Origin of the sequence: Nitrincola lacisaponensis (assembly GCF_000691225.1) — a bacterium.
GTDB classification, from domain to species: Bacteria; Pseudomonadota; Gammaproteobacteria; order Pseudomonadales; family Balneatricaceae; genus Nitrincola; species Nitrincola lacisaponensis.
The window spans coordinates 459093-484532 of the sequence record NZ_JMSZ01000032.1; the positions used below are offsets into that span (position 1 = coordinate 459093).

19 protein-coding genes and 2 tRNA genes are annotated in these 25440 nt (G+C 52.4%); 10 read left to right on the forward strand and 11 right to left on the reverse strand.

What is annotated here, in order from left to right:
- Window positions 1-21: 21 nt before the first annotated feature.
- Window positions 22-98 (reverse strand) — tRNA-Val (locus ADINL_RS12190).
- 120 nt (window positions 99-218) lie between these two features.
- On the opposite strand from ADINL_RS12190, the gene ybaK reads away from it, so the two are divergent.
- Both ybaK and ADINL_RS12200 read left to right on the forward strand, forming a co-directional pair.
- A complete protein-coding gene (ybaK, locus tag ADINL_RS12195) occupies window positions 219-743 on the forward strand; it encodes a Cys-tRNA(Pro) deacylase (protein WP_161667752.1) in 525 nt (174 codons plus the stop codon).
- Window positions 740-1195: a YaiI/YqxD family protein gene (locus ADINL_RS12200; protein ID WP_036548257.1), complete on the forward strand. Its 456-nt coding sequence runs from the start codon at window positions 740-742 to the stop codon at window positions 1193-1195. The genes ybaK and ADINL_RS12200 overlap by 4 nt, the downstream gene beginning before the upstream one ends.
- Here ADINL_RS12200 and ADINL_RS12205 read toward each other — a convergent pair.
- Complete coding sequence (locus tag ADINL_RS12205; RefSeq protein ID WP_036548263.1) at window positions 1192-2049, reverse strand: urea carboxylase-associated family protein; 858 nt, start codon at window positions 2047-2049, stop codon at window positions 1192-1194. The genes ADINL_RS12200 and ADINL_RS12205 overlap by 4 nt on opposite strands.
- Window positions 2050-2112: 63 nt before the next feature.
- On the opposite strand from ADINL_RS12205, the gene ADINL_RS12210 reads away from it, so the two are divergent.
- The gene (locus ADINL_RS12210; protein WP_036548265.1) at window positions 2113-4236 is read left to right on the forward strand and encodes a methyl-accepting chemotaxis protein; all 2124 of its coding nucleotides are present in this window, start codon (window positions 2113-2115) and stop codon (window positions 4234-4236) included.
- A gap of 26 nt (window positions 4237-4262) precedes the next feature.
- On the opposite strand, the gene ADINL_RS12215 is transcribed toward ADINL_RS12210, so the two are convergent.
- The 5 genes from ADINL_RS12215 to ADINL_RS12235 form a co-directional block, all read right to left on the reverse strand.
- Entirely contained in the window at window positions 4263-6362 is a 2100-nt protein-coding gene (locus ADINL_RS12215) for a diguanylate cyclase domain-containing protein (RefSeq protein ID WP_051632772.1), read from the reverse strand.
- Window positions 6363-6447: 85 nt separating this feature from the next.
- Window positions 6448-7395 carry a DMT family transporter gene (locus ADINL_RS12220; RefSeq protein ID WP_152547673.1) on the reverse strand — a complete coding sequence of 316 codons (948 nt, stop codon included), beginning with the start codon at window positions 7393-7395 and terminating at the stop codon, window positions 6448-6450.
- A gap of 19 nt (window positions 7396-7414) precedes the next feature.
- Window positions 7415-8719, reverse strand: coding sequence for a TRAP transporter large permease (locus ADINL_RS12225; protein ID WP_036548266.1), 1305 nt, complete (start codon window positions 8717-8719; stop codon window positions 7415-7417).
- Window positions 8716-9201, reverse strand: coding sequence for a TRAP transporter small permease (locus ADINL_RS12230; RefSeq protein ID WP_036548269.1), 486 nt, complete (start codon window positions 9199-9201; stop codon window positions 8716-8718). The genes ADINL_RS12225 and ADINL_RS12230 overlap by 4 nt, the downstream gene beginning before the upstream one ends.
- Window positions 9202-9284: 83 nt before the next feature.
- Complete coding sequence (locus ADINL_RS12235) at window positions 9285-10292, reverse strand: DctP family TRAP transporter solute-binding subunit (protein ID WP_036548272.1); 1008 nt, start codon at window positions 10290-10292, stop codon at window positions 9285-9287.
- Window positions 10293-10414: 122 nt separating this feature from the next.
- Here ADINL_RS12235 and ADINL_RS12240 point away from each other — a divergent pair, with 122 nt between their 5' ends.
- The 3 genes from ADINL_RS12240 (at window position 10415) to ADINL_RS12250 (ending at window position 13270) form a co-directional block, all read left to right on the forward strand.
- Window positions 10415-11554, forward strand: coding sequence for a PQQ-dependent sugar dehydrogenase (locus ADINL_RS12240; protein ID WP_051632773.1), 1140 nt, complete (start codon window positions 10415-10417; stop codon window positions 11552-11554).
- Between the two features lie 60 nt (window positions 11555-11614).
- Window positions 11615-11691, forward strand: a tRNA-Pro gene (locus ADINL_RS12245).
- Between the two features lie 388 nt (window positions 11692-12079).
- Window positions 12080-13270: an MFS transporter gene (locus tag ADINL_RS12250; protein WP_036548282.1), complete on the forward strand. Its 1191-nt coding sequence runs from the start codon at window positions 12080-12082 to the stop codon at window positions 13268-13270.
- A 66-nt stretch (window positions 13271-13336) separates the two neighbouring features.
- Here ADINL_RS12250 and ADINL_RS12255 read toward each other — a convergent pair whose 3' ends face one another.
- Complete coding sequence (locus ADINL_RS12255) at window positions 13337-13768, reverse strand: DUF3617 domain-containing protein (RefSeq protein WP_036548285.1); 432 nt, start codon at window positions 13766-13768, stop codon at window positions 13337-13339.
- A gap of 100 nt (window positions 13769-13868) precedes the next feature.
- Here ADINL_RS12255 and ADINL_RS12260 point away from each other — a divergent pair, with 100 nt between their 5' ends.
- Complete coding sequence (locus ADINL_RS12260) at window positions 13869-14744, forward strand: DMT family transporter (RefSeq protein ID WP_036548288.1); 876 nt, start codon at window positions 13869-13871, stop codon at window positions 14742-14744.
- Window positions 14745-14798: 54 nt separating this feature from the next.
- Here the strand turns inward: ADINL_RS12260 and ADINL_RS12265 are convergent, their stop codons facing one another.
- Window positions 14799-15836, reverse strand: coding sequence for an NADP(H)-dependent aldo-keto reductase (locus ADINL_RS12265; RefSeq protein ID WP_036548291.1), 1038 nt, complete (start codon window positions 15834-15836; stop codon window positions 14799-14801).
- 105 nt (window positions 15837-15941) lie between these two features.
- Between ADINL_RS12265 and ADINL_RS12270 the strand changes: the two genes are divergently transcribed.
- The gene (locus ADINL_RS12270) at window positions 15942-19325 is read left to right on the forward strand and encodes a mechanosensitive ion channel domain-containing protein (protein WP_051632775.1); all 3384 of its coding nucleotides are present in this window, start codon (window positions 15942-15944) and stop codon (window positions 19323-19325) included.
- Window positions 19326-19372: 47 nt separating this feature from the next.
- Here the strand turns inward: ADINL_RS12270 and ADINL_RS12275 are convergent, their stop codons facing one another.
- The gene (locus ADINL_RS12275) at window positions 19373-21604 is read right to left on the reverse strand and encodes an NADP-dependent isocitrate dehydrogenase (RefSeq protein ID WP_036548294.1); all 2232 of its coding nucleotides are present in this window, start codon (window positions 21602-21604) and stop codon (window positions 19373-19375) included.
- Window positions 21605-21809: 205 nt separating this feature from the next.
- Between ADINL_RS12275 and ADINL_RS12280 the strand changes: the two genes are divergently transcribed.
- The gene (locus ADINL_RS12280; RefSeq protein ID WP_036548296.1) at window positions 21810-23465 is read left to right on the forward strand and encodes an HD family phosphohydrolase; all 1656 of its coding nucleotides are present in this window, start codon (window positions 21810-21812) and stop codon (window positions 23463-23465) included.
- The gene (locus tag ADINL_RS12285) at window positions 23462-24232 is read left to right on the forward strand and encodes a 3',5'-cyclic-nucleotide phosphodiesterase (protein ID WP_036548298.1); all 771 of its coding nucleotides are present in this window, start codon (window positions 23462-23464) and stop codon (window positions 24230-24232) included. Before ADINL_RS12280 ends, ADINL_RS12285 begins: the two co-directional genes overlap by 4 nt.
- Here ADINL_RS12285 and ADINL_RS12290 read toward each other — a convergent pair.
- Window positions 24194-25348, reverse strand: coding sequence for a DUF3095 family protein (locus ADINL_RS12290; RefSeq protein ID WP_051632776.1), 1155 nt, complete (start codon window positions 25346-25348; stop codon window positions 24194-24196). The genes ADINL_RS12285 and ADINL_RS12290 overlap by 39 nt on opposite strands.
- Between the last annotated feature and the right edge of the window lie 92 nt (window positions 25349-25440).

Here is a 25440-nt window from a genome sequence, read left to right on the forward strand (position 1 = left end):
CTGAGCGGCTTTTTCAGAATTTGGTAGGACTAACTGGACTCGAACCAGCGACCCCCACCATGTCAAGGTGGTGCTCTAACCAACTGAGCTATAGTCCTATATTGTGGCGCGTATTATATAGGCTTTGGTTCTCGCTGCAACTGTTTTCTAAGCGTTTTTTCAGAAAATTTTTCGAAGGGCCACAGGGGAGGGTGAAATGCTGCAGGTTAGGGTTTACCATGCTGACTTCATTTCAGGCTATTCGATGGAGCGTCTTACGAGCCATGACTCCCGCGATCAATCTACTCCGTAAAACAGGTGTGCCGCACCAGGTTCATAGTTACCAGCATGATCCGCAGGCGTCCTCCTATGGTTTGGAGGCCGCCGAAAAAATGGGGTTGCCAGCCGAGCAGGTCTTCAAAACACTGGTGGTGTCGCTTGATGGTCGACAGTTGGCAGTCGCCGTGCTGCCTGTGTCGGAGCGTTTGAACCTGAAACAGGCCGCCAAAGCGTTGGGTGCCAAGAAGGCTGAAATGGCAGATCAGGCTGAGGTTGAAAAATCTACTGGCTACATTCTGGGCGGAATCAGCCCACTTGGGCAAAAGAAACGTTTGCCGACAGTGATTGATGCTTCGGCGCAGTCTTTTGAGCTGGTGTATGTCAGTGCAGGGCGGCGTGGGTTGGAGATCAGTTTGGCTCCGGACAGGCTGCAAGCGTTGACCCATGCACAGTTTGGCAGAGTGACGGGTAAGGAACATTTATGAAAATCTGGGTGGATGCCGATGCCTGTCCGGTGGTGATTAAGGACATACTCTTCAAGGCTGCGGTGCGGGCTGAGTTGCCATTGATTCTGGTTGCCAACCAATTTATCCGCGTCCCGCCTTCGGAGTGGATCAGCAGTTTGCGCGTTGGATCAGGTTTTGATGTGGCAGATAATGAGATCGTACGACAGGCGAGTGCCGGAGATCTGGTGATTACCAGTGATATTCCCCTGGCTGCTGAAGTGATTGCAAAAGGGGCGCATGCCCTGAGCCCTCGAGGTGAGTTGTTTACACGTGATTCAATTGGCTCGCGATTGAATATGCGTGATTTTCTCGAAACGCTGCGCAGCAGTGGTGAGCATACCGGCGGTCCGGCACCTTTGCATGCGCGTGACCGTCAGGCTTTTGCGGCACAGCTGGATAAGCTGATCAGCCGCCATCAGCGCTTGCGTTAATCCGGGTGGTGGTAACCGGAGACTTCAGGAGAGCGCCAGTCTTTCAAAATACCCGGCTCAGGCTGCAGCAGCTGTACTTCGAGCGGATAGCAGGTTGCGAGGTCACTGGAGTGCTCACTGCTGCAATCACCGCCAGGGCAGGCCGACAGCACGCCTAACAGATCAACTTCAGCAAAAAACTCCAGATAATCACCAGGACGTACCGGGCTGGCCTTCATGAAATATTGATGCGTATCCCGGGTAAAGCCGGTACACATGAACACATTCAACACATCATGCACCAGCTGTTCTGCTTGCGGATCAGGCAGATGACTGGTTTGTCGTACTGCTTGATACAGGTTTGAATGACAGCAATGATCATAGTCCTGTCCACTGAGCAGTCGGTGCGTATAGGGGTCGCAGCGTGTGCCGATCACATCGTGAACACTGCCGCCATCTGCGTCAAAGCCATACCAGTCCAGCGTATCACAAGTGATCGTCGCGAGTGGACGCAAATAGGGAAAGGTACTCCACAGGCGATCACCGGTCGACAGGTGCGTGCCGTGTAAGGCTCTGGTTTTGCCAGCATAGAAACGTTCTTGCAGATTGTGCTGGTTAAACAGGTTCAGGTCGCCGACTTGTGGCCCCTCGACACTGACAATACGGAAGAAGGTGCCTGCGGGTACTGTAAAGCTGCGTGCTTCTCTGGGCGGGATACGCAGGGTGCTGGTACAGGTCAGGTGTTTTCTGGCCACCTGATAGCCTGCCAGATCTGCCGGAGGCAGGGTGTCAGTCGGATAACAGATGACGGGTTTGATCGCTCGACGTGTTTCCGCATCCTCTGGTTCTTGATGTTCTACAAGCATTTTTGTCATTCCGTTGTCCTGAAAATGTGTTATGTTTAATTCACACTAACTCATATAAATAAGGCTATGAGCATGAAGCGTTTGTCACTGAGATTCAAGTTGATTCTTGGCGCAGTGCTGGGGCTGACCCTGACACTGACGGCTGTGATTTTAGTGGGCTGGATGACCATGCAGAAAAGTGGGCAGGAAGCAGTGGAGTTGGCAGCGACTTCATTTGAGGCTCAGATGGTCGCCAACCTGCATGATTCTGCAGCCTCTGTCTCAACGGAAGTCTCGGTGTTTATTAACCGCAGCTTCGATATTCCGAAAACGCTGGGTTACAAGGTCAGTGCTACGGCCAGTGGCAGTGGCTCCAATGCACCACCTTTCCAGCGTTCTACGGTGATGCAGATGGTGAGGGATACGTTGGCCGCGAACCCGGCCATCAGCGCCGCCTATGCACATTTTGAACCGGATGGATATGACTGGCAGGATGCGTTTAACATTGGCCCGCATCTTGAGCATTCTTCTGATGAAGGTGTTTTGGAACTCTATTGGGTCAGAGATTCTGGTGAGCTGACGTTTTTTCCAACAGCGGATAGCAGCTTTAAATATGATGAAACGTTGAATGCCAACGGTATCCGTGAATCAGAATGGTATCTGTGTCCCCGTGATACGCTGAAGCCCTGCCTGATGGAGCCTTATCTGTATGAAATATCGGAAGGTTATGAGGAGTTGCTGACATCCCTGGTCTATCCGGTGGTAGTCGACCAGGAGTTCCGGGGTGTTGTCGGTGTCGATATCAACCTGCCGGTGATACAGCAGCGTGTGGAGGCCTATCAACAGAGTCTGTTTAATGGCCAGGCCGAGATTCATTTGATCAGTCAGGCGGGGTTTGTGATTGCGAGCAGTGCGTTTCCGGATGCATTGGGTCAGCGTCTGAATCAGGTCAGCCCTGAGTTGCAGTCAACCCTGACATCCATGCAGGGAGACCTGCTTCAGAATGATGTGACTACACTGGTGCGTACAGCAGTACCTTTCGAAGCGTTTGATCAACAATGGCAGGTTGTTATCAGTCTGCCGACCGAGGTGGCGTTTGCTGCGACTCGTGAACTGGAATCCAATTTGTTGTCGGGCTTTCAGCGCACGGCCATGACCATGGTTACTCTGGGTGGGGGCTTGTTGTTGCTGGCCGTGTTGGCATTGGCGCTGTGGTTGCGTTTCACCACTCAGCCGATGGTGACTATGCGTGCCCTGGTTGAAGACCTGTCTGGAGCAGAAGGCGATTTGACTCGTCAGCTGCAGGTGACCAGTCATGCCGAATTGATCGGTATTGCGAATGGCTTTAATGCATTTACAGCCAAGTTACGTCAGATGATCATGGACCTGAATGCATCCGCGCAGGCATTACGGCAACAGAGCCAGTCACTGGTACAGGCCTCGCAGCAAACTGCGGCTGCCACGCGTTCGCAACAGGAAGAAATGCAAAGTGTCGCCTCTGCCATGACCGAGATGTCGGCGACTGCAAACGAAGTTGCTGATCTGGCTGCACGCACTGCACAGCAGGCCGAAGACTCCAATGATGCGCTCAGCGATGCACGTGAAGCTTTCAGGCACACGGTAGACGAAGTACGCAGTGTGGCAGATGAGATCAATCAGGCCAGTACGCGTGTTGCCAGTGTGGCCGAAAGTAGTCAGAACATCTATGGCATTATTGAGGTGATTCAGGGCATTGCTGAGCAGACCAACCTGTTGGCATTGAATGCGGCCATAGAGGCAGCTCGTGCCGGAGACCAGGGGCGCGGTTTTGCGGTGGTCGCAGATGAAGTACGTGGACTGGCGAAGCGTACCCAGGATTCGACCGGGCAAATACATGCCTTGATTGAGACGCTGCAGAAGGATGTGACTGCATCTGTGCGTGATATGGAAGCCAGCACCCAACGGGTCACCAAAACGGTTGAAGATGCCCGTCAGGCGTACGAGCAGATGGAGTCTGCGGCTAAAAGCATAGCAGCGATTACCAACAACGTGACCCAGGTAGCGACCGCTGCTGAAGAGCAGGACAAGGTTAGTGAAGAGATCAACCGAAATATCACGGTCGTTGAGGATGCCAGTGCACGTTTGGCCAGTTTGGCAGGGGATGTGCGTGAAGTCAGTGATACGATGAGTCAGATCACCGATGCTCTGGAGCAGCAGCTTGGCAAGTTTAAGGTGTGATGACTAAATCGACCTTCAGGCGCCGGTTATTTTGACCGGCGTTTTTCATCGTACATACGCTGATCTGCCATCTGGGTCAGGCTGGATTCATCCAGTCCATCCTCAGGATAACAAGCAACACCAATACTGCAGCCAGACTGAATCTGCAGTGTTTCAACCTGAAAGGGCTCATCCATTGCCTGCAACAGTTTTTCACGAATGGAGAAGGCTTCTGCAGTTTGCTGAATGCCTTGTAAAAGAATAATGAACTCATCCCCCCCGAAACGGCAGACAGTGTCAGAGTTGCGAACATTTTCCCGGAGCCTTGTCGCGATGGCCTGGAGCAGTGCATCCCCAATTGCGTGCCCGTGGGCATCATTAATCAGTTTAAAGTCGTTCAGATCGATGAGCAAAAGTGCCAGATGTGACTGATCCCGCTCTGCCAGGCGAATAGCCTGTTCAACACGGTCACTGAATAGGTGGCGGTTAGCGAGTCCGGTCAGGGGGTCGTGTTGTGCCAGGTAACGGTGATGTTGCTCGCTTGTTCGAAGCAATTGCATCACTTCGTTACGCTCGATGGCGATTGCCGCCAATTGGGCAACCTCTTCGATCAGACGGATATCCTCTTCAGAGGGTTCGCACGGCTGGCGATGATACAGGGCAAAGGTTGCCAATACCTGTCCGGACTTATCCAGTACGGGCTGTGACCAGCAGGCAGCCAGACCAGCAGAGGCAGCCAGTTCACGAACTGTTTTCCAGTAGGGATGTGATTGTATGTCTGAAACGATGACCCGTTGGCGTGTGGCCGCCGCAGTGCCACAGGAACCGGCACCTACTTTAATTGGCACTTGGCGGATGCGTGAGTTATAGCTTTCCGGAAGACTGGGAGCAGCACCTTGCACCAGACAGTTTTGTTCAGTATCACATAACAGAATGCTGCAGAGGTAACCCGGGCGATAGGTCTCAATACTGAGAGCTATGGCTTCGAGAGTTGCATCCAGTGGCTGATCTGCGGCAATCATTGCCAGGATGTGATTATGATCCTGCTTGAGATGATGATCACGGCGCTGCTCTGTTAACAGCTGGCGCAATCGCCTGTTAACACGATAGATATACAGTGCAATCACAGAAAGCAGCGCCACCAGAATAGATGAGATAATCAACAGTGTCAGCCAGTCTTTGAGCTTTTCTTTTTCGGGCTGAAAGAAAAACTGGTTCCAGTCAGGTATGGCGTCCAGTAATCCCAGGTCCTGATAGATCTCGGCAATATGCTGCCAGCGCCCAGGGTTGATGTAGCCCAGCTCGACCAGATCCGGGCGAATCAGCTGGACCATACCTTCTGCTTCGAAGCGCAAGAAATCAGCCGAATGTGCTGTGGTGTAGTGTTGACGTATCAGCTCAATGGTTTCATCTATGTGGTTCAGTGCATAGTCCCATCCACGCAGGCTGGCCTGTGTGAACGCTTCAACCCGTTCCGGGTGCTGTGAAGCCAGTTCACGTCGGGTAAACAGATTATCACCATAAAAATCGATGCCAACCGAGCGCGGTGTGTAAATCTGAATACTCAGACCTGCTTTATCAAGATAGTAGAGTTCGTGGGTCAGGTAAGCTGACATGGCATCCACACGGCCCTCTATCAGACTATCGATACTGAAATCATGCGGTACTTGCTGAAAGGTATTCGGTGTTACCCCTTCACTGATCAGATAGGCGATCAACTCATCAGCACCATCTTCCAGCATCAGGGTTTTACCTGCCAGATCGTGTACGCCTTGAAAAGGACTGTGATTGACTGCAACCAGTACCTGGGGTGAGTGCTGGAAAATATTGGCCAGCAGGGCGATTTCGGCGGTGGGTTGTGTCAATAACAGGCTGCTGGTACCAATACCAAAATCGGCATTTCCAGACAGCACTTCATCGATGACTGAAATGCCGGGCTGCCCTTCGATGAGGGTTACATCCAGACCCGCTTCACGGTAGTAGCCTTGTTCCAGTGCTGCATAATAACCGGCAAACTGAAAGGCATGTGTCCACTTTAACTGCAACCGTACCGGTTCCAATGCGAGGGCACTGAATGACAAAAACAAGCCGGACAAGCCCAAAAGAAGGGCTGTCAGGTGTTTGCCTAAGGCAGCGGCTTTCAGCAAAACATCAACCCCTGGTCGCATATGATATGGTTTCAAACACAGTATAGTTGATTTGTACGCGCTAAAGAACGCATGAGTATTTGGGTTAATTGGGAGTCGGGCCCACCATCACACGCCGATGATGCAGCATTTGCCAGGTCAGGTGAGCCAGCAGAGCAGCCAGAATAATCGCCCCCCCGATAAGCGTCATATGGCTGGGGATTTCGTTCAGAAACAGCCAGACCCAAACGGGGCCTAACATGGGCTCTGCAGTTCCAATCAATGCCGCAACAGGTGAGGGGAGAAGTCGGGCACCCGTGACAAACAGGGCCAGCCCGAGACCAAGGTTCAAGGCGCCGAACGCAAACAGAATACCACTATCATAGGTGCTGGTGACCAGTGTAGACGCCAGGGTTCCTGACACAACGGCGGCTATCAGTGTGCCGGTACAGACTGCCGGAGCCATGCGTACATGGGCATAACGTCGGGTAATGACGGTGGCCGTGGCAAAACAGAAGGCAATCAGTAAGGCCAGAGAGTCACCGATGGGAGAGACCTGCCCGGTAAAGGATTCCGATACCATCACACCAACACCGAGAATGACTACTGCGATGGCAATCCAGGTTGGCAGACTGACTTTTTCACGGAAAATAATCCACGCCATTAAAGCCGCAATTAAGGGAACACCTGCCTGAATCAACAGAATATTGGCGACAGTCGTATACTTGAGCGCGACAATAAAGGAAGTTGAGGCTGTGGCGAAGCATAGTGCAACGCCCAGACCAGGCAGCCCCATGTAGCGAAACATCCGATAGGTACCGCTCAGTCGGTTGCGATAGAGCATAAAGCCCAACAGAAACACACTGGCCCAGATAGAGCGCCAGAAAATAATCGTCCAGCTGTCTTCTGCTGTGACGATCCGTCCCAGGGCGCCACCAAAGCTCCAGACGATAGCCGCCGCCGCGACCAGCAGAATGCCGAGTTTTAACTCGACAGAAGGGTTTACCTGCACGGTTGCCTGTTCGGCCAGCTCGCGTGTGTGTTCGTTTTGCATCTAAGCGTCCTTGAGTTCGTTACCAGGGGCCAACGACAAAGCCGAGCCTGTCCGGCAACCAGAGTGCTATACCGGGTACCAGCATCACCAGCAGCAGGGATGAGAACATGGTTACCATGAACAGCAGCGACCAGAGAAAAGTTTTTTCCAGCCGGATATTGGCGACCTTGGTTGTGACCATCAGGTTGACAGCGACGGGTGGTGTAAACTGACCGATGGCAATGTTCATTGCCAGCAAAATGCCGAACCAGACCGGGTTCCAGCCAAAATGGTGGACCAGAGGAATCAGAATGGGCGTGATGATCAGATAGATGGAAACCGCATCCAGCAGCATGCCGGCAATCAATACCAGCAGCATGATCAGCAACAACAGCGTCCAGGGGTTATCTGAAATGGACAGCATGGCATTTGCCAGTGAACTGAAAGTGCCCAGTGTTGTGCCTGCCCAGGCGAAAATGCCTGCCAGGGAGATGATGATCATCACCACACCGGAAATTTTGCCAGCCTCCACCATCAGGTCTAGCAGACCTTTGGGGGACAGTTGTTTATAGACAAAGATCCCGATCAGCAAGCCATAGGTGACGGCCACAACAGCCGCTTCAGTCGGGGTAAAAAGGCCTGAACGCAAGCCACCCAGAATCAGGACTGGGGCAAACAAGGCAGGCAGGGCTTTGATAAAGCTTTCACGAATGGGTGGACGTTCTCCACTGTCCGGACCTTCCCAGCCATAGCGACGGGACAACCACCAGGCGGGCAGCAGTAATGACAGGCCTGCCAGAATGCCGGGAAACAGGCCCGCTGCGAACAGCGCACGCAGATCAACACCGGGCATCACCACGGAATAGAGTATCAAGGCAATGGATGGTGGAATCAGAATCGCTGTGGAGGCGGATGCGGCAATCAGTGAGGCTGAAAAAGGCTTGGGATAGCCTGCCTTGGTCATACTGGGTAACATTACCATGGCAACTGCAGCGGCATCGGCAGGGCCGGATCCACTCATCCCCCCCATGATCAGGCACACCAGCACCGCGACCAGTGCCAGTCCGCCGTGACGCGGTCCGATGAGTGACTGGGCAAAGCGTACCAGACTGGCGGCAACGCCCGCACGTTCAAAGATCAAACCGGTCAGAATAAACAGTGGGATCGCAATCAATGGATACTTGGCAATACTGTTGTAGGTGTTGGTTCCCAGCGTGGCCAGCATATCTGGCGACAGTCCTGCCAGAATACCGGCGGCACCACCAAGGCCCAACGCGAAGGCAACCGGCACCCCTAATAGCATTGCAAGTCCAAAAATAAGCAGCATCCATAGATCCGGACTCATGGGTCACCTCGCTCAAGTGCTTTACTCTGCTTCCAGCGTTCAACCAGGCTCTGTGTCAGGCGGAACATGATCGCCAGGCTTAACAGGGGTAACCAGATCAGGTAGATCCAGGTAGGGTACCCAAGACCGGGAGATAAAGACTCCCATTGATATTCTTCATAGGTCAGCAAACCGCCGTACCAGACAATCAGCCCTAACAGCAGCATGCTGAGTAACCACTGCAGAAGATACAAAGGGCGCTTTAGCGCATGGGGCAAGTGTTCTTCCAGCATAATGATACGAATATGCTCATGTCGGCGTGCTGCAACGGCTGCACCGGCAAAGGTGAGTACCACCAGCAAAAATACCGAGAACTCTTCGGTAAAGGCAAAAGATGCGTTGGTGGTGTAGCGCACCAGGACATTGCCCAGGCTGATCAGACAGATTGCTGATAAAGCCAGCGCCGCGAGCCAGGCCTCAGGACGGGATTTTGGATTTGACATATCGGGATATAATCTGACAGTGGTGACTGAAACATCGTATCCGGCACTGCCGTCCGGATACGATGGCGCATCCTTACATTCAATCAGCGTGCATCAATTGCAGCCTGGGCTTTTTCAACCAGCTCTGCGCCGATACGCGGCACCCATTTTTCATACACGGCCTGTGTGGCATCAACAAAAGCCTGGTGTTGTTCGGGCGTCAGCTCATTGACAGTGACACCGCGCTCTTTGATGCGCTCCAGGGTTTCAGCCAGCTCCGCACGTGACTTGGCGATTTCCCAGGCACCTGCTTCAATCGCGGTTTCACGCAGAATCTCACGGTCCTCTTCAGACAAGGAGTTCCAGACGCGCTGATTGACACCGAATACTAGCGGATCTGCCATATAGCGCCAGAGTGTCAGGTATTTTTGACCTACCTGATCAATGCGCGCTACATCAAAGACTGACAGCGGATTTTCCTGGCCATCAACGGCGCCGGTGGTGAGGGCTGGTTGAGCATCAGCCCAGCTCATCTGAGTTGGGTTAGCGCCCAGTGTGTTGAAGGTATCCAGGAATAGAGGTGAGCCGACAACACGCACCTTCAAACCACGCATATCGGCGGGTTCTGCGATTGGGCCACGTGAATTGGAGAGTTCACGAAAGCCGTTTTCTCCCCAGGCTAACGGAATCACACCACGACGCTCAATGGCTGCAAAAATATCTTCACCGGCTTCACCCTGAGTGATGGCGTCAATCGCCGCTTCATCCGGCATCAGAAAGGGCAGGGAGAACAAGTTCAGCTCAGGAACTTGTGGTGACCAGTTGATTGTAGAGGCAACGGCCATATCAATCAGACCGCTGCGCATGGCTGAAAATTCGCGCGTCTGATCTCCGGATACCAGCTGTGCGTTCGGGTAGACCGTCAGCTTCATGCGACCTTCAGAGCGCTCTTCGACCAGTTCAGCCCACTTCGTAGCCGCTTGTCCCCAGGGGAAGGCATCACCAAGTACGGTGGATACCGAGAATTCACGTGTTTCCTGTGCGAATGAGGTGGCACTCATGGAAAGGCAGGCAGCCGCTGCCAGAGCTGTTAGTTGTTGTTTTAATTTCATGGGTTATCCTTAAACACTCGATTACTGGGTTTTTCAGATTGACCGCTAATAGTAGAAGACCCTTGAGGTTTTTGAAAGGCGCTCATCTGGTTAAAAAAGTTATCAATACAAAAGAGGTGCTTATGCGTATTCCCATGGTAAGACTGCTACTGGTTGGTGTGCTGACCTGTTGTGCTCAGTCATCCTGGGCCGGTTTGCAATTTCAGACAGAGCACTACCGGGTAGGTATCGAAATTGTTGCTGACGGTTTGAGCCATCCATGGTCGATTGCCTTTCTGCCGACGGGGGAGCAGTTGGTTACCGAGCGGGATGGGCGCTTACGTCTGATTCAAGAGGGGCGCTTGCACCCTGATCCAATTGCCGGAGTACCTCAAGTCGCAGCCGTTGGTCAGGGTGGTTTGCTGGATATTGTATTGCACCCGGAGTTTGAACAGAATCGCTGGGTGTATTTGTCCTATTCTGATCAGACCGATGAGGGGCTGACAACACGTGTGATGCGAGCCCGCTTTGAAGATCATGCATTGGTGGATACCGAACTGCTGTTTGAGGCCTTGCCGCGTGCATCGGGTGGGCGTCATTTTGGTGGTCGGATGGTGTTTGATTCAGACGGTTATCTCTATCTGTCTGTGGGTGATCGGGGCGAAATGGAGAAAGCGCAGGATGGCTTGGATCATGCGGGCAGTATCATCCGGTTACATGATGATGGCCGTATCCCCGAAGACAACCCTTTTACTGGAGACAGCTCGGTTCTGGATGAAATCTATACCCTGGGAAATCGTAACCCGCAGGGCATGGCGCTGCATCCTCAGACTGGAGAGGTCTGGTCTAATGAGCATGGCCCTCGAGGAGGGGATGAAGTCAACCGCATTCAGGCTGGACTTAACTATGGCTGGCCTGAGGTGACCCACGGTATTAATTATAGTGGGTCACGTATCACTGAACATACCGAGCTACCCGGGATGGAGTCACCGTTACTGGACTGGACACCTTCGATTGCACCCAGCGGCATGGTGTTTTACACCGGTGATGAGTTTCCAAGCTGGCGCGGGCAAATACTGAACGGAGCCTTGCGCGACCGGTTGATCTCGCGAGTATCGATAACTGAACTGCAGGGCGAGTACCAGTTGCAGGAAGAGGAGAGGATGCTGCAAGGCTTCGCACAGCGCATCCGGGATATTCGCCAGTCGCCAGAAGGTGAGATCTGGCTGCTGACAGATCAGAGCCCCGGTCAGGTAGTGCGCTTGCGTCCGGTGACGGATTAAAAGATAAGGCACAGGGGCTTGAAACTTCAGCGGGGTTTGTCTAAATTACGCACCGCATTACGGCGTGTAGCGCAGCCTGGTAGCGCACTTCGTTCGGGACGAAGGGGTCGGAGGTTCGAATCCTCTCACGCCGACCACTATCAAGTCTTAGCAGTTCCCTTGCATTCTTAACCCCATTGTAATACCTGGCCTTCAGGCCTATTCTTGTTCTTACACCTTCTCACAATTACCCGCTAAAGCAGGGGCATAATGGGGGCAAATTTAGGGGCACAACACCTTGTATCCCCAATCGATGCCCCCAGCCTTTGAGATGCCCCGCTATGCGTTGAATGGATAGCAGCACATGGCTATAACCACCGACATACAAGTAAGAAATGCTGAGCCCAGAGAGAAAACCTACCGCCTGTACAGGCGGTTTTTTTATAGTTATCTTGCCATAAGTTTTTAGTATTGATTCTTTTGTTAAAGGCAAGGCAAACTGGTTGAATTTCTGACAGGCGGTTGCGTTTGAGGTCAGTCATAGAGTTGTGCAGTACGATACTTGCCCGCCATCCTCTGGCTGTGATCGTCATTGCCCAACTATTGGGTACATCCCTGTGGTTCAGTGTGAATGGAGTTGCCCTGAATCTGATGCAGTCGGTCGGTCTGACAGAAGCCGGACTGGGGCATTTGACGCTGGCGGTTCAACTCGGGTTTATCAGTGGTACTCTGCTACTGGCAACCACTGGACTGGCAGATCACTTTCGTGCCAGTCGCGTGTTTGCTGTATCTGCCTGTTTCGGCGCACTCACCAATGTATTGTTTATTTATGCTGTTGACAGTACTTCCGGGGCATTGCTACTGCGATTTTTGACCGGCCTGAGTCTAGCCGGAGTGTATCCGTTGGGCATGAAACTGGTGATCAGCTGGACGCCCCAGTATGCCGGTACTGCGCTGGGCTGGCTGGTGGGCATGTTAACGCTGGGTATTGCGACACCGCATCTGTTGAGGGCAGTGACACCCGGACTGGACTGGCATGTCCCGTTGATGCTGGCTTCTCTGTTGGCAGTGTTGGCTGCTGCCATAATCTATCTGTTGGGAGAAGGACGGCAACTGCCTGCCAGTACCGGGCGAGGCTTCCCATTCAGAGGGCTTGCAGCCTGGCGGGATAAAGGGTTTCGACAGGTCAGCTTAGGGTATTTTGGGCATTGTTGGGAACTCTATGCCTTCTGGACACTGGTACCTATTCTGGTGACCCGTGAAGTATTGAGACTGGATGCTTCGCCGGGCTGGGTGAGCTGGATGGCCTTTGTGGTTGTCGCCAGTGGTATGCTGGGTTGTGTGTTGGGTGGTTATTTCAGTCGGGTATGCGGAAGTTTAACGGTTGCCCGCGTGTCGCTGGGTGGCTCTGGAGCGCTGTGTATTTTTTATCCATGGATCGGTGAGCTATCTCCAGTTTTATTACTCTTTTTGCTGGTTTTGTGGGGCATATTAGTCGTTGCCGATTCCCCCCAGTTTTCAGCTCTGGCTTCGGCCAACGCCCCGCGTGAACATCTGGGATCAGCACTTGCCATGATGAATTCTATCGGTTTTGCACTGACACTGCCGTCTATTGCGATGGTCATGGCGCTGTGGCCTTCTTTGCAGCTCTGGGTTATCTATCTGTTACTACCGGGGCCGTTGGTCGGTTTCTGGGCTATTACCAGAGTAATGCAGAAGGATCTAAAGGAACTTTAGTCTTCAACTCATGATCCATGAAAGGGCAGCACCTGAAAGCTGCTGTCCTGCTATAAAAGCCTGTGATCAGCAATCTCCTATACGCTGAGCCTCAGTTTCCATTTGCATGATCATTTTCCCTACTGGCGTGTCGACTTCACTGGCCATGGATCCCTGCATCCGATTGCCGTTAAATGTCATCTGCCCCTGAAAGGTAGCACGCATACCTTGCATGTCACAGCTCATGCCATAGTCCATGCTGTCACGCCGTATGTCGATTTGAGTCAGATTGCAGCCACTGGGCATATCAACAAAATCAGCACCCTTGTCTATGTCGGCCTGAGTAATACATTCCTGATCAGTGGTGATCTGCGGTGGCATATTCATTGGACCTTGCAGGCTCATGGAGGTTGTGTGCTTCCACAAGCCGGGATTGATATTTGGGGTTTCTGCAATCGCGGAGGCTGAAAATATGAGTGCGCCGGTTAGCATGGCGGGTAATAAAGCGTAGAATCGCATCTTTTGTTGTCTCCCTGAGTGATACCGGCTGGTAGATATATTCGATTATCTTGCCTGTCGACTTGGGCTTTGGCAACCCTGGACGGGATGCTTCATCAGAATGCTCTGGATACCTTTTACAATTTTCGCTGCATTTATGCAGGCCTGGCGTAATGCGTTTCAGAAAAAGCTCAGTCAGGACGTCAGCAGTGTCGGTGTAACACTGGCCCGTTTTCTCTATGCGGGGCCACTGGCTGTGATCTATCTGATCTTCCTGTATCAGTTTGGCAGCGCAGATATGCCGGTGTTTACGCCGACCTACGGGCTGCTGATTCTGTTGGCATCGTTGGCTCAAATTGCGGCCACTGTGTTAATGGTGATGCTGTTTCGGCTGCGTAACTATGCCATGGGGGTCGGGCTGGCCAAGAGTGAAGCTGTGATTGCGGCTATTCTGGGGGCGTTGTTTTTCAGTGCCTTGCTGACACCACTTGCCTGGTTGGGCGTCTTTATTGGCGGGTTGGCGATCTGGTTGATGGCAAACCCGGCACACCTGAAGTCAATTTCTTTGCCCACGCTGGTGACGGGGCTCGGGAGTGGCTTGTGTTTTGCGTTAACCACCTTGTGGGTGCGAGAAGCCAGCCTGATGCTGGGCTTGCCATTTCTGCACAGCGCTGCCTGGGTATTGCTCAGTGTCATTCTGCTACAAACGTTGTTGTTGCTGGTGTGGGTTGTTTTGCGTGAGCCTGCTACTCTGGCACAGCTCTGGCGGCGCCCTCAGTTAACGATGGCGATCAGTCTGTGCAGTTTTCTCGGTTCATTGGGCTGGTTCACCGCAATGAGCCTGGAGACGGTAGCGCTGGTTAAAACACTGGGGCAGATCGAGATACTGTTTACCCTGATTATTTCGGCACGCTGGTTTCGTGAATCACTCAGCCGACGGGATTTAATCGGCCTGGGGTTGATTGTTGTTGGTGCCGTCTGCGTTATTCTCGCATAGCTTTTGAACAGAATGAAACAGCCCCTCGGGACAGAGGGACTGGTGCGTGATTTTTCACGGGCAGGGGTTGGGGTGTTGTTGATGGATCTGGTCAATTTCACAGAGCAGCTCATCGCTGAGTTGCACTTGGCTGGATGCCAGGTTTTCCTGCAGCTGCGTAACACTGGTTGCACCAATGATGTTGCTGGTGACAAAGGGTTGTTGCGTAACAAAGGCTAGCGCCATTTGTGCGGGGCTCAACTGATGGCGTTGGGCTAACTCAACATAGGCGGTAGTGACCTGTTCTGCCAGGGGTGACGTATAGCGCTGGAACCGTTCATAAAGTGTCAGGCGCGCTTGGGCGGGGCGCTGTCCACCTAGATATTTGCCACTCAATACGCCAAACGCCAGTGGTGAGTAAGCTAATAAGCCTACCTGCTCACGGATCGACATTTCAGCCAGACCGACCTCGTAGATTCTGTTGAGCAGATTATAGGGATTTTGAACTGAAACGATTCTGGGCAAGGCTTCTGTCTCACTCAGGCGCAGGTATTCGTGTACTCCCCAGGGCGTTTCGTTGGAGATACCCAGGTGGCGGACTTTACCACTGCGTACCAGTTCCTCGCAGGCGCGCAGGGTTTCTTCTATGGAGACGCTCTGGTCATCGGTTTGATGGCGGTAACCCAACTGACCAAAAAAATTGGTTTGACGCTCTGGCCAGTGGATCTGGTACAGATCTATATAATCTGTTTTCAAGCGTTTGAGGCTTGCTTCACAGGCTTCCAGAATCTGCTGGCGATTGAGTCGGGTTCCTTGACGAAGATAATGAAAGCTTGCACCGGGCCCGGTGACTTTGGTAGCGATGATCAGACGCTGGCGTTGACTGCTGCGGGCCAGCCAATTTCCCAGATAGGTTTCCGTCAGCCCCTGAGTTTCGGCTTTTGGTGGTACTGGATACATTTCAGCTGCATCCAGGCAGTTGATACCGGCATCGAGAGCAATTTCTATTTGCTGATGGGCGTCACGTTCGCTGTTTTGCTCACCCCAGGTCATGGTGCCCAGGGTGAGTGCGGATACGGTCAGGTCGGTGTTTCCAAGAGGTCTGTATTGCATAACACCTTCTTTTATCTGGTTAAATTCATCTGTTTTTGACTATCCAACGACACAGCTTGTCAATGGTATACTGAATCAAACTACTCTAGTAACAGGCGATTGACTATGCAAGCGACCCTGAGTTCCCGTTCAGGCTGGATGTTGATGATCTTCGTTTTGATCTGTGTATTGGGATCACCCGGGGTGATGGCAAATACACCTGCGTCTGCCGTGCGTCCGGATGTATCAGCTCAGGTTTCGGCATTTCTGCAACAGCTTGAAGGGACTGCAGATCAAATTCGCAATGCGTTAGAGCAGGTGGATACGGTTCCGCTGGAAGAGTGGTTTGATGGCTCGTTGAAGGCTGAAGCCGAAGCTGAAATAGAAAATTCAGCGGAGACTGGCGATGCGGCACATCAGCGTTGGTTGCAAGCACTTGAAAACGAGCGCCTGGCAGCTGAACGCCTGTCCGGGGCACAACAGCGTCTGCGGGAACTGGAAGGCTATGCGGAGCGCTTCAATGTCTGGCAGCAACGCTTGACGGAATTGCTGGCCTTGCGTGCGCAGTGGGCTGAAGAGGAGCCAGGTCTGTCGCAACTGGAAGCACTGATTACAGAGATGCGGGGGCGTCAGCAACAGTTGGTATTGGAGCTGGATCAGAAACGTACCAGCTTGCAGCGCCTGGAGGATCAGGCACGTACCCAGACCGAGACACTGGACCAGCTATTGCAGGAGCCACGGCCAGAAGCAGTAGAGCTACCGGAAGATCCGGGAAATGTCCGTTTGTCTGAGGCCATCGAAGCTCTGGTTCAATCGGCCCAGCGTCGTCATGAGGCACGCTTGCTGGCCGCCCGTCTGGATCAGACATTATTGCAACCACGTATACGGGTGTTGCGTCTGGAAATTGAAGCCGCGGAGCTGGAATCTGCCTTGCTGGCATCTGCCCAACAGTGGCTGGAATCCGAGTTTAATGCACGCTCCACTCAGGAGCTGCGCGATCTGAATACAGCTCTGACACGCCTGCTGGAGCGAGAGCCAGATTTGGCCGGGCAGTTTTCCCAAGAGATTCAGGATATGCGCTCGCGGCTGGACAGTGTGGCTCAGCAATATGAACGATTGCGTGTCCTGCAGGAACAGCGGGCGGACTACGAACGCTGGATCAGTGAGCTGACTCACTCACTCAGTGCGGTTGAAGAGCGTCTTGAAATCGGAGGTCTGACGGAGGCCGTTGGTACTCAGTTCCTCGATGAGCAGAAGCGACTGGAGGAGTATGGTGATCCGCGTGTGACTTTGCAGGTGCTGGAGCGGGAATTGGCTCAGTCACGGCTGCGTAGCATCAGCTTGCGTGATGATTTGCGCCGTCTGCGTCAGTTGCCGGAAATGAGGGCAGTGGTGGGGGATTTGCAGGAGCTGGTTCGGATTGGCACAGAGCTGCTCAATCTGCAGATGCAGTCAGAGCAACAGCTCACCGAGCAGTTGCGCCAAAATGAGTACCGTTTGCGCCAGGTATCGGAACTGGCAGGACGCCTGGAGCAGATACTCAGAGAGACTCTGCTGTGGTGGCCAAGTCATGGTCCGGTAAATCGGGCCTGGTTAAATCGCTTTGCAGATGCCTCGGCTTCTTTGTTAGCCCCAGCGGCCTGGCAGGGCATGTTTCAGAGTATCGTTGCTTCTGTCATCGGTGCACCGGTCAGCAGTTTGCTGATTCTGATACTGGTGGGTGGGCTTTATATCTCGGGTCGTCAAACGGATGTTTATCTTCGGGAAATAGCAGAACAGACCACGCACAAGTATACCGATAATATCGGTTTGACGGTCAAGGCTATGGGCTGGAGCCTGGTTCGTGTTCTGCCTGTACCTGTACTGTTATATGGGCTGTCGTGGTTGCTGCTTCAAGACAGTATTACCTCAGGTATTGAAACATTATCTTATGTGCTCTCTGCCTCCGCTGGCTGGTGGTTGGCGGGCCATCTGTTTTTAATCTTTACTCGTGAACAGGGGGTGGGAAGAGCTCATTTTGAGTGGAACCCCTTAATTCTGTCACGTATGCGTCGGAACTTAATCTGGTTTTTACCTGTTCAGCTGGTGCTGATTATTCTGGTCGCGCTGACCTATGGCCATCCTGATGATCTGGTATACGATGTGTTTGGACGCCTGGGGCTGGTGTTGATCATTCTGTTGAATCAGCTGATCGCCTGGCGGATACTGGCACCGGCTGGTGAAGATCAGGGGGCCTTCTTTCAGAGTCTGAAGCGTCGTTTATTGCGCTTTGGTTTTGTGTTCGTCTCTGTTACTGCACTGCTGTTAACTCTGGCTGGATACCTGCTCACGGTCAGTGAGCTGTTGCCACGTTTTGTCGATACGCTGGTGGTATTCAGCCTGGTACTGCTGCTGTATTCATTGGCAGTGAGAGCTCTGGTGCTGAGCGAAACGCGTTTGCGTATTCGTCGCATGAAGGAGCAGCGTGCCCGTGAAGCGTTGGAGGCCGCTTCAAGCGAGAGTGAAGGGGCGACGGATTTACCTGAACCTCATCTGAGTATTGAAGATATTGGTCAGCAGACACAGACTCTGCTGAAGACATCCGTCTTTACCGGGTTGCTGATTGCCCTGTTTATGGTTTGGGCGGATGTTTTGCCTGCCTTGAACTGGCTGGATAATGTCACGCTTTGGTCGCGTACGATTGTGTTGGGTGAAACAGAGATTCTGTCGCGAGTCAGTTTGCAGGATGTGTTACTGGCGTTGCTACTGGGTGCCTTCTTTGTTATTGCCAACCGCAACTTGCCGGGCCTGATAGAAATCTTGCTGTCTCGCAGCCATCTGGTGGATCAGGTACACAGCTATACGGTCACCACGCTGGTACGTTATGCCATTACTGTTGTTGCAGTCGTCTCTATCTTTTCACTCCTGGGTTTGCGCTGGAGTGAGTTGCAGTGGATGGTTGCCGCCCTGACGCTGGGTCTTGGTTTTGGTTTGCAGGAAGTGGTTGCCAACTTTGTTTCCGGTCTGATAATGCTGTTTGAACGTCCGGTACGTGTAGGTGATACCATTACGATAGGCGAATACAGCGGCACAGTGGCGCGTATTCGTACCCGTGCTACGACGATCATTGATTGGGATAACCGTGAAATTGTCGTACCTAATAAAAACTTCATAACCGAACGTTTGATTAACTGGACGCTGTCGGATAATACAACCCGTATCGTGATACCTGTGGGCGTCAGTTATGCTTCAGATCCTGAAGAGGTGATGTCATTGTTGCTGGAAATTGCCAATAACCACCCTCTAACGTTGAAAGATCCGGCACCGAATGTGTACTTTCTGAATTTTGCCGATAGTTCACTCAGCTTTGAGCTACGTGTATATGTCTGTCAGATGAAGGATCGCATGGTAACAACCAGTGAGTTACATGTGCAGATATTGAAAGCATTCCGCAAGGCAGGTATTGAGATTGCCTTCCCGCAGCTGGACTTGCATATCCGGGATTTGCCTGAAGGGCGAGTGAGTCGTTAAGAGCCTCTTTCGCCCGGTGAAGCCGGGCGAAAGAGGCGAAGGTGGACTTAGCGGAAGTCTGCCAGGATAGTGTTCAAGGTTTTGCTTGGGCACATTACAGCAGATGCTTTCGCTGGATCCGGGTGGTAGTAACCACCGATATCCGCAGGCTTGCCCTGAACTTCGCTGAGTTCAGCCAAAATAGTGTCCTGATTGTCACTCAGGGCTTTGGCCAGAGGTGCAAAGCGAGCTTTCAAGTCAGCATCTTCATCCTGAGCGGCCAGCTCCTGTGCCCAGTACATGGCCAGGAAGAAATGGCTGCCACGGTTGTCCAGTTCACCGGTACGACGAGAAGGTGACTTGTTGTTTTCCAGCAGTGTTTCGGTTGCACGGTCCAGAGCCTGTCCCAGCACGCGTGCTTTGGGCAGATTTTCTTTCAGGCCCAGCTCGTCCAGAGACACAGCAATCGCAAGGAACTCACCCAGTGAATCCCAGCGCAGGTGGTTTTCCTGCAGAACCTGCTGTACGTGTTTCGGAGCGGAACCGCCCGCGCCCGTTTCGTACATGCCACCACCTGCCAGCATGGGCACGATAGACAGCATTTTCGCAGAGGTACCCAGTTCCATGATCGGGAAAAGGTCAGTCAGGTAATCACGCAAGACGTTACCGGTGACGGAAATGGTATCCTTGCCACGTACCAGACGCTCCATGGTGCGACGAATCGCCGGAATATAGGAGCTGACGCGAATATCCAGGCCTTCTGTATCATGATCCTGCAGATACAGCTCAACTTTCTTGCGCAACTCAGCATCATGTGGACGCTCTTTGTCGAGCCAGAAGATGGCAGGTGTGTTCGACTGACGTGCACGAGTGACTGCCAGTTTGACCCAGTCGCGGATCGCCGCATCTTTGGTTTGGCAGGCTCGCCAGATGTCACCTTTTTCCACGTCATGCTGCATGATGACGCTGCCATCAGCCGCATTGACAATGCGCATAGTGCCATCGGTTTCCACTTCGAAAGTCTTGTCGTGAGAACCGTACTCTTCAGCCTTCATTGCCATCAGGCCGACGTTAGGCACAGTACCCATGGTAGTTGGATCAAATGCACCTTCTGTTTTGCAGAAGTTGATCATTTCCTGGTAAATGCGCGCGTAGGTGCTTTCCGGCATTACTGCTTTAGTGTCTTTGGGCTTGCCATCCTGACCCCACATCTGACCTGAGTTACGGATCATTGCCGGCATGGAAGCATCAACAATAACGTCACTTGGGATATGCAGGTTGGTAATGCCTTTAACTGAGTCAACCATCGCCATTTCAGGGCGGTTGGCGTAACAGGCGTGGATATCTTCTTCGATCTCTTCCTGTTTGGAATGCGGCAGAGATTTGATTTTTTCATATACGCTGTTCAGACCGTTGTTCGGGTTAACGCCCAGCTCTTTGAACAGCTCACCGTGTTTTTCAAACAGATCTTTGTAATATACGGTGACTGCATGACCAAACACGATCGGATGTGAAACCTTCATCATGGTGGCTTTGACGTGCAGAGACCACATAACGCCGCTTTCTTTGCAGTCGTTCAGTGTGTCTTCAAAGAATGCACGCAGTGCTTTGGCACTCATAAACATGCCGTCGAGCACTTCGCCTTTTTCCAGGTGCAGCTCTTTTTTGACCTTGACCTGGCCGCTCTTGTCGACAAACTCAATGCGCACATCGGTGTCTTCGGTCATGGTGGTGGACTGCTCGCTGGAGTAGAAATCACCGCCACGCATGTAGTCTGCATGAGAGCGGGAAGCCTTGCTCCAGGGGCCCATGGAGTGCGGGAACTTGCGGGCAAAGGCTTTTACAGCAGGGGGTGCGCGACGGTCAGAGTTACCCTGGCGCAGAACCGGGTTGACAGCACTGCCGAGAATTTTGCCATAGCGCTCACGAATCTCTTTCTCTTCGTCAGTTTTTGGGTCGTCCGGAAAGGCCGGGATGTCATAGCCCTGAGACTGGAGTTCAGTAATACAGGCTTTCAACTGCGGAATGGAAGCACTGATATTCGGCAGCTTGATGATATTGGCTGAAGGATCTTTGGTCAGCTCACCCAGCTCAGCGAGGGTGTCAGTGACACGTTGTTCTTCAGAAAGTTTTTCAGGGAACGCGGCCAGTACACGAGCAGCAACAGATATATCGCTGGTTTCAACACTGATTTCAGCAGCGGCAGTAAAGGTTCTGATAATCGGCAGGAGGGAACAGGTTGCCAGTGCGGGTGCTTCATCAGTGAGCGTATAGATAATTTTCGGACTTTTTTCTGTCATTTTATTCCCCAAATTGCATGGATGAATCGCTTCTGACGCCTGTCTGAAGCGCCGGATTCGCTTTATTAGGTGTTGATTCTATTATTCTGGTAAAAAAACTACACTGGTATTGTATCCAATTGCGGCATTTTTTTACATGCCGGTTTGTTAGACAATGGGATAACAGCTATTAATAGAGTATAGGCTTGAATAGAGCGATATCCCTATGACTGACAAACATTCAAGATTCCAAGGTAGCGAACAGCCGTCCATGGAGCAGCGTATCCGTCGACTTAACGAGATAGGCATTGCGCTGTCCGCTGAGCGCAATCAGTCTCGGCTGTTAGAGAAAATTCTGTCCAGTGCGCGGGAGCTGACAGCTGCTGATGCAGGGACATTGTATTTGCTGGATGCGGATACACAACTGCTGAGGTTTGCACTGGTCCAGAATGATCAGCTGGGCATCTATCTGGGTGGTCCAGGCCAGCCGGGAGTAGAGCTGTTTCAACCCATCCCGATGTCTGTTGCAGGTGATGAGACACGGGAGCCTCTGGTAGTAGTCTGGTCGGTGTTGAATAAACAGACAGTCAGAATACGTGATGCATACGATCCGACTGAGTTTGATTTCAGTGGCACGCGTGCTTTTGATGCTCAGAGCGGATATCGTTCGCACTCTTTTTTAACGGTGCCGCTGATCAATCATGAGGGAGAGGTATTTGCTGCACTTCAGTTGATCAATAAGCGTGCAGATGCTGATCAGATACAGCCTTTCAGTGATACTGATCAGGAGCTGGCTGAGTCCCTTGCGTCCCAGGCAGCAGTTGCCCTGACCAATCAGCGCCTGATTGATGAGATGAAGGGGCTCTTCGACAGCTTTACCCGTGTTCTGGCGACGGCGATTGATAAAAAATCACCGCATACCGGTAATCATTGTCGTCGGGTACCCGATGCGACATTATTTCTGGCTGAGGCCGTCTCTGCGTCGGATCACCCGGCGGTCAGGGATTTTGTTATGACGGAAGCCGACTTTTATGAGCTGCGAACAGCCGCCTGGCTGCATGACTGTGGCAAGGTTGTTACACCACATCATGTTATGGAAAAGTCACGCAAGCTGGAAACAGTCTTTGACCGGATTGAACTGGTTGCAGCCCGTGTTGAAATACTTCTGCGTGATCTGGAAATCCAGGCACTCAGGCAGCAGCTTGAGGGCGGGCAGCAACACACGTTGCAGCTGAATGCGCAACGGGAGCAGTTGATTGATGATCTGACTTTTTTACGTCGCACAAACGTGGGTGCCGAGTTTGTCACCGATGATGACCTGCAGCGTATTGCCAGCATCGCCGAGTATCGCTGGATTGATGCTGCGGGTATTGAGCAGGGCTTGCTGACCGAGGATGAACTGAAAAATTTGTCAGTGCGTCGCGGTACATTGAATGCTGAAGAACGCCAGATTATGAATGACCATATGGTCGCCACACTGGAGATGCTTGAACAACTGCCTTTTCCGCGTCACCTGCGTCGGGTTCCGGAGTATGCCGGTTGCCATCATGAGCGCATGGATGGCAAGGGTTACCCTCGAGGCCTGAGGCGCGAACAAATGTCGATACCGGCGCGGATTATGGGAATTGCGGATGTATTTGAGGCTTTAACAGCCAAGGAGCGTCCGTACAAGGAGCCGATGAAGCTGTCACAGGCACTGGCAATTATGGGGCGTATGGCTGAAGAGGGGCATCTGGATCCTGATTTGTTTGCGGTGTTTGTAGACGAAAGGGTTTATGAGCGTTATGCAGCCATTCATCTGGCGCCTGAACAGATTGATCTGCCTGATCTTGCGCATCTGAATGGATTGAAGTCAGTGGTAAAAAAGGATGCAGCAGAATGAAGGTCGAAGTGCTGGGATGCAGTGGGGGCATGGGGGCGGGGGAATATACTACCTGTGTCCGCATCAATGATCAGTTGCTGATTGATGCAGGGAGTGGTCTGGGCACTCTGTCCCAGAGTGAGATGCTGAAGATTCAACAGGTGTATCTGACACATGCGCATCTCGATCATGTCTGTTTTCTGCCTTTGTTACTGGACAACCTGTTTGAACAATTACACTCGCCACTTCAGGTCTGTGCTCTGCCTGAAGTGATTGCAGTGTTGAAAACGCACCTGTTCAACTGGTCAATCTGGCCTGACTTTACCACTCTGCCAAATACGCAATCACCGGTTTTGGAGTTTGTGCCGGTTGATCGGGCGTATGCTGTGGTAGCGGGTGTGAAGCAGGTCAGCCCGATCAAGGCGCATCATGTGGTGCCTGCTTGTGGTTACCGGATTGAGTCGGACGAGGGTAAGGTGTTCTGTTTCAGTGGTGATACCAGCTTTGATCCGCAGGTTGTGGATGCCTATGACCAATTGGGGAGCATTGACTGCCTGATGTTGGAATGCGCCTTTCCTGACCGGCTTCAACATATTGCAGATCAGAGTCGGCATTTGACGCCGCACAGTCTGGCTGGTTTTATTCGAAGCTTAAAAAAGCCACCCGGAGCACTTTGGATTACACACCTGAAGCCTGCTTTTCGTGATGAAATTCAGGCGCAGTTGACGCAGTGTAAATTGCCAGTAGATTTAAAATTTCTGAGCTCTGGTGATACGTTTATCCTTTAACATCACCGATGCGCGCCAGAAACCCAGGCCTTCACCATCGATAAAGTGTACGTGGTCATCGGCCTGGAAGTCGCCTACCAGGCAGGTGAGCGTTGCAGCATCACTGCGTGCAACACCATAGAGGATAGCACCCCGCAGTTCAGCCGCTTCAAGCGCTTGTTCAACAGCGGTTGCTTCAGCGGCAGTCAAGTCCAGTACCATGCGTGCACCGCCAGCCTGTTTACGATAGTCACTTTTTCGTGACAGCGAGTTCAGATATCGGTGGGCATCGACCTTGCCAAGTTTTCCTCCCATGCGCCAGGCCAGCCATAAAATAAAGGATTCCATATAGGCTTTGAATACCCGGGTGAGAGAGGGTGTTGAAGCCGGTGTCTTGAGTTCCCGACGAACAGCTGTCCAGGACGGGATAGCGGGTGGGCGAAGTGAGTTCAAGTTGCTTAACGGAGAGGCTTTATTATCAGCAATCAGGCTCAGCAATGTGCGTACTGTTTGTTCCAGTGCTTCAATGCCTGGATTTCCGAGTTCAACAGGATCAATGATCAGGGATAACACCAGACCACGATGGCTTTTGACCGGTTGCCAGCGGCAGGATAGATCTTCAAGGCCGGGAAGCTCTCCCTCAAATGCTTCTATTTGCCAGATGGATTGCTGCTTCACCCAGTCATCGGCGGCCTGAATACCGTCGCCTAAAAATACACCGAAGGCATTAAGATCATCCAGTATCTGTAAGCTGGCATAGCAGGGCAGTCCTGCCTGGTGCAGTGCGGATACAGGTACCATGCCGATGCGAAGCGGGATTTGAAATTGGGTTCCTGACCAGTGCGCCAGTGCTGCCAGGCGTGTACGTGCGAGTTCGTGACGGTCTGCGGGGATGGCTGCGATCACACCATCACCGCCAAATTGCACAGCTGCAGGCTCACCCTTGGACTCCAGTAGTTGCTGAAGCACGGCTACACAGGCGGCAGCCACAAAATTTACATCCTTGTCACGACCCTGTCTGGCGAGCTGGGTGCTGGATGCAACATCGGCAATCGCGATATACCAGTCATCAGGTAGTGCCTGATAATGATTCAGATCAAACGCCTGTGCATCGAAATCGAATATTCTTCCCAGCATATATGGCCTGTCGGGTAGTGTGAGTGCTTTATTATAGTGTTGCACTGAGTGGCAGCAATGATCTTTGCAATATATACCTTGAATCTAATTAA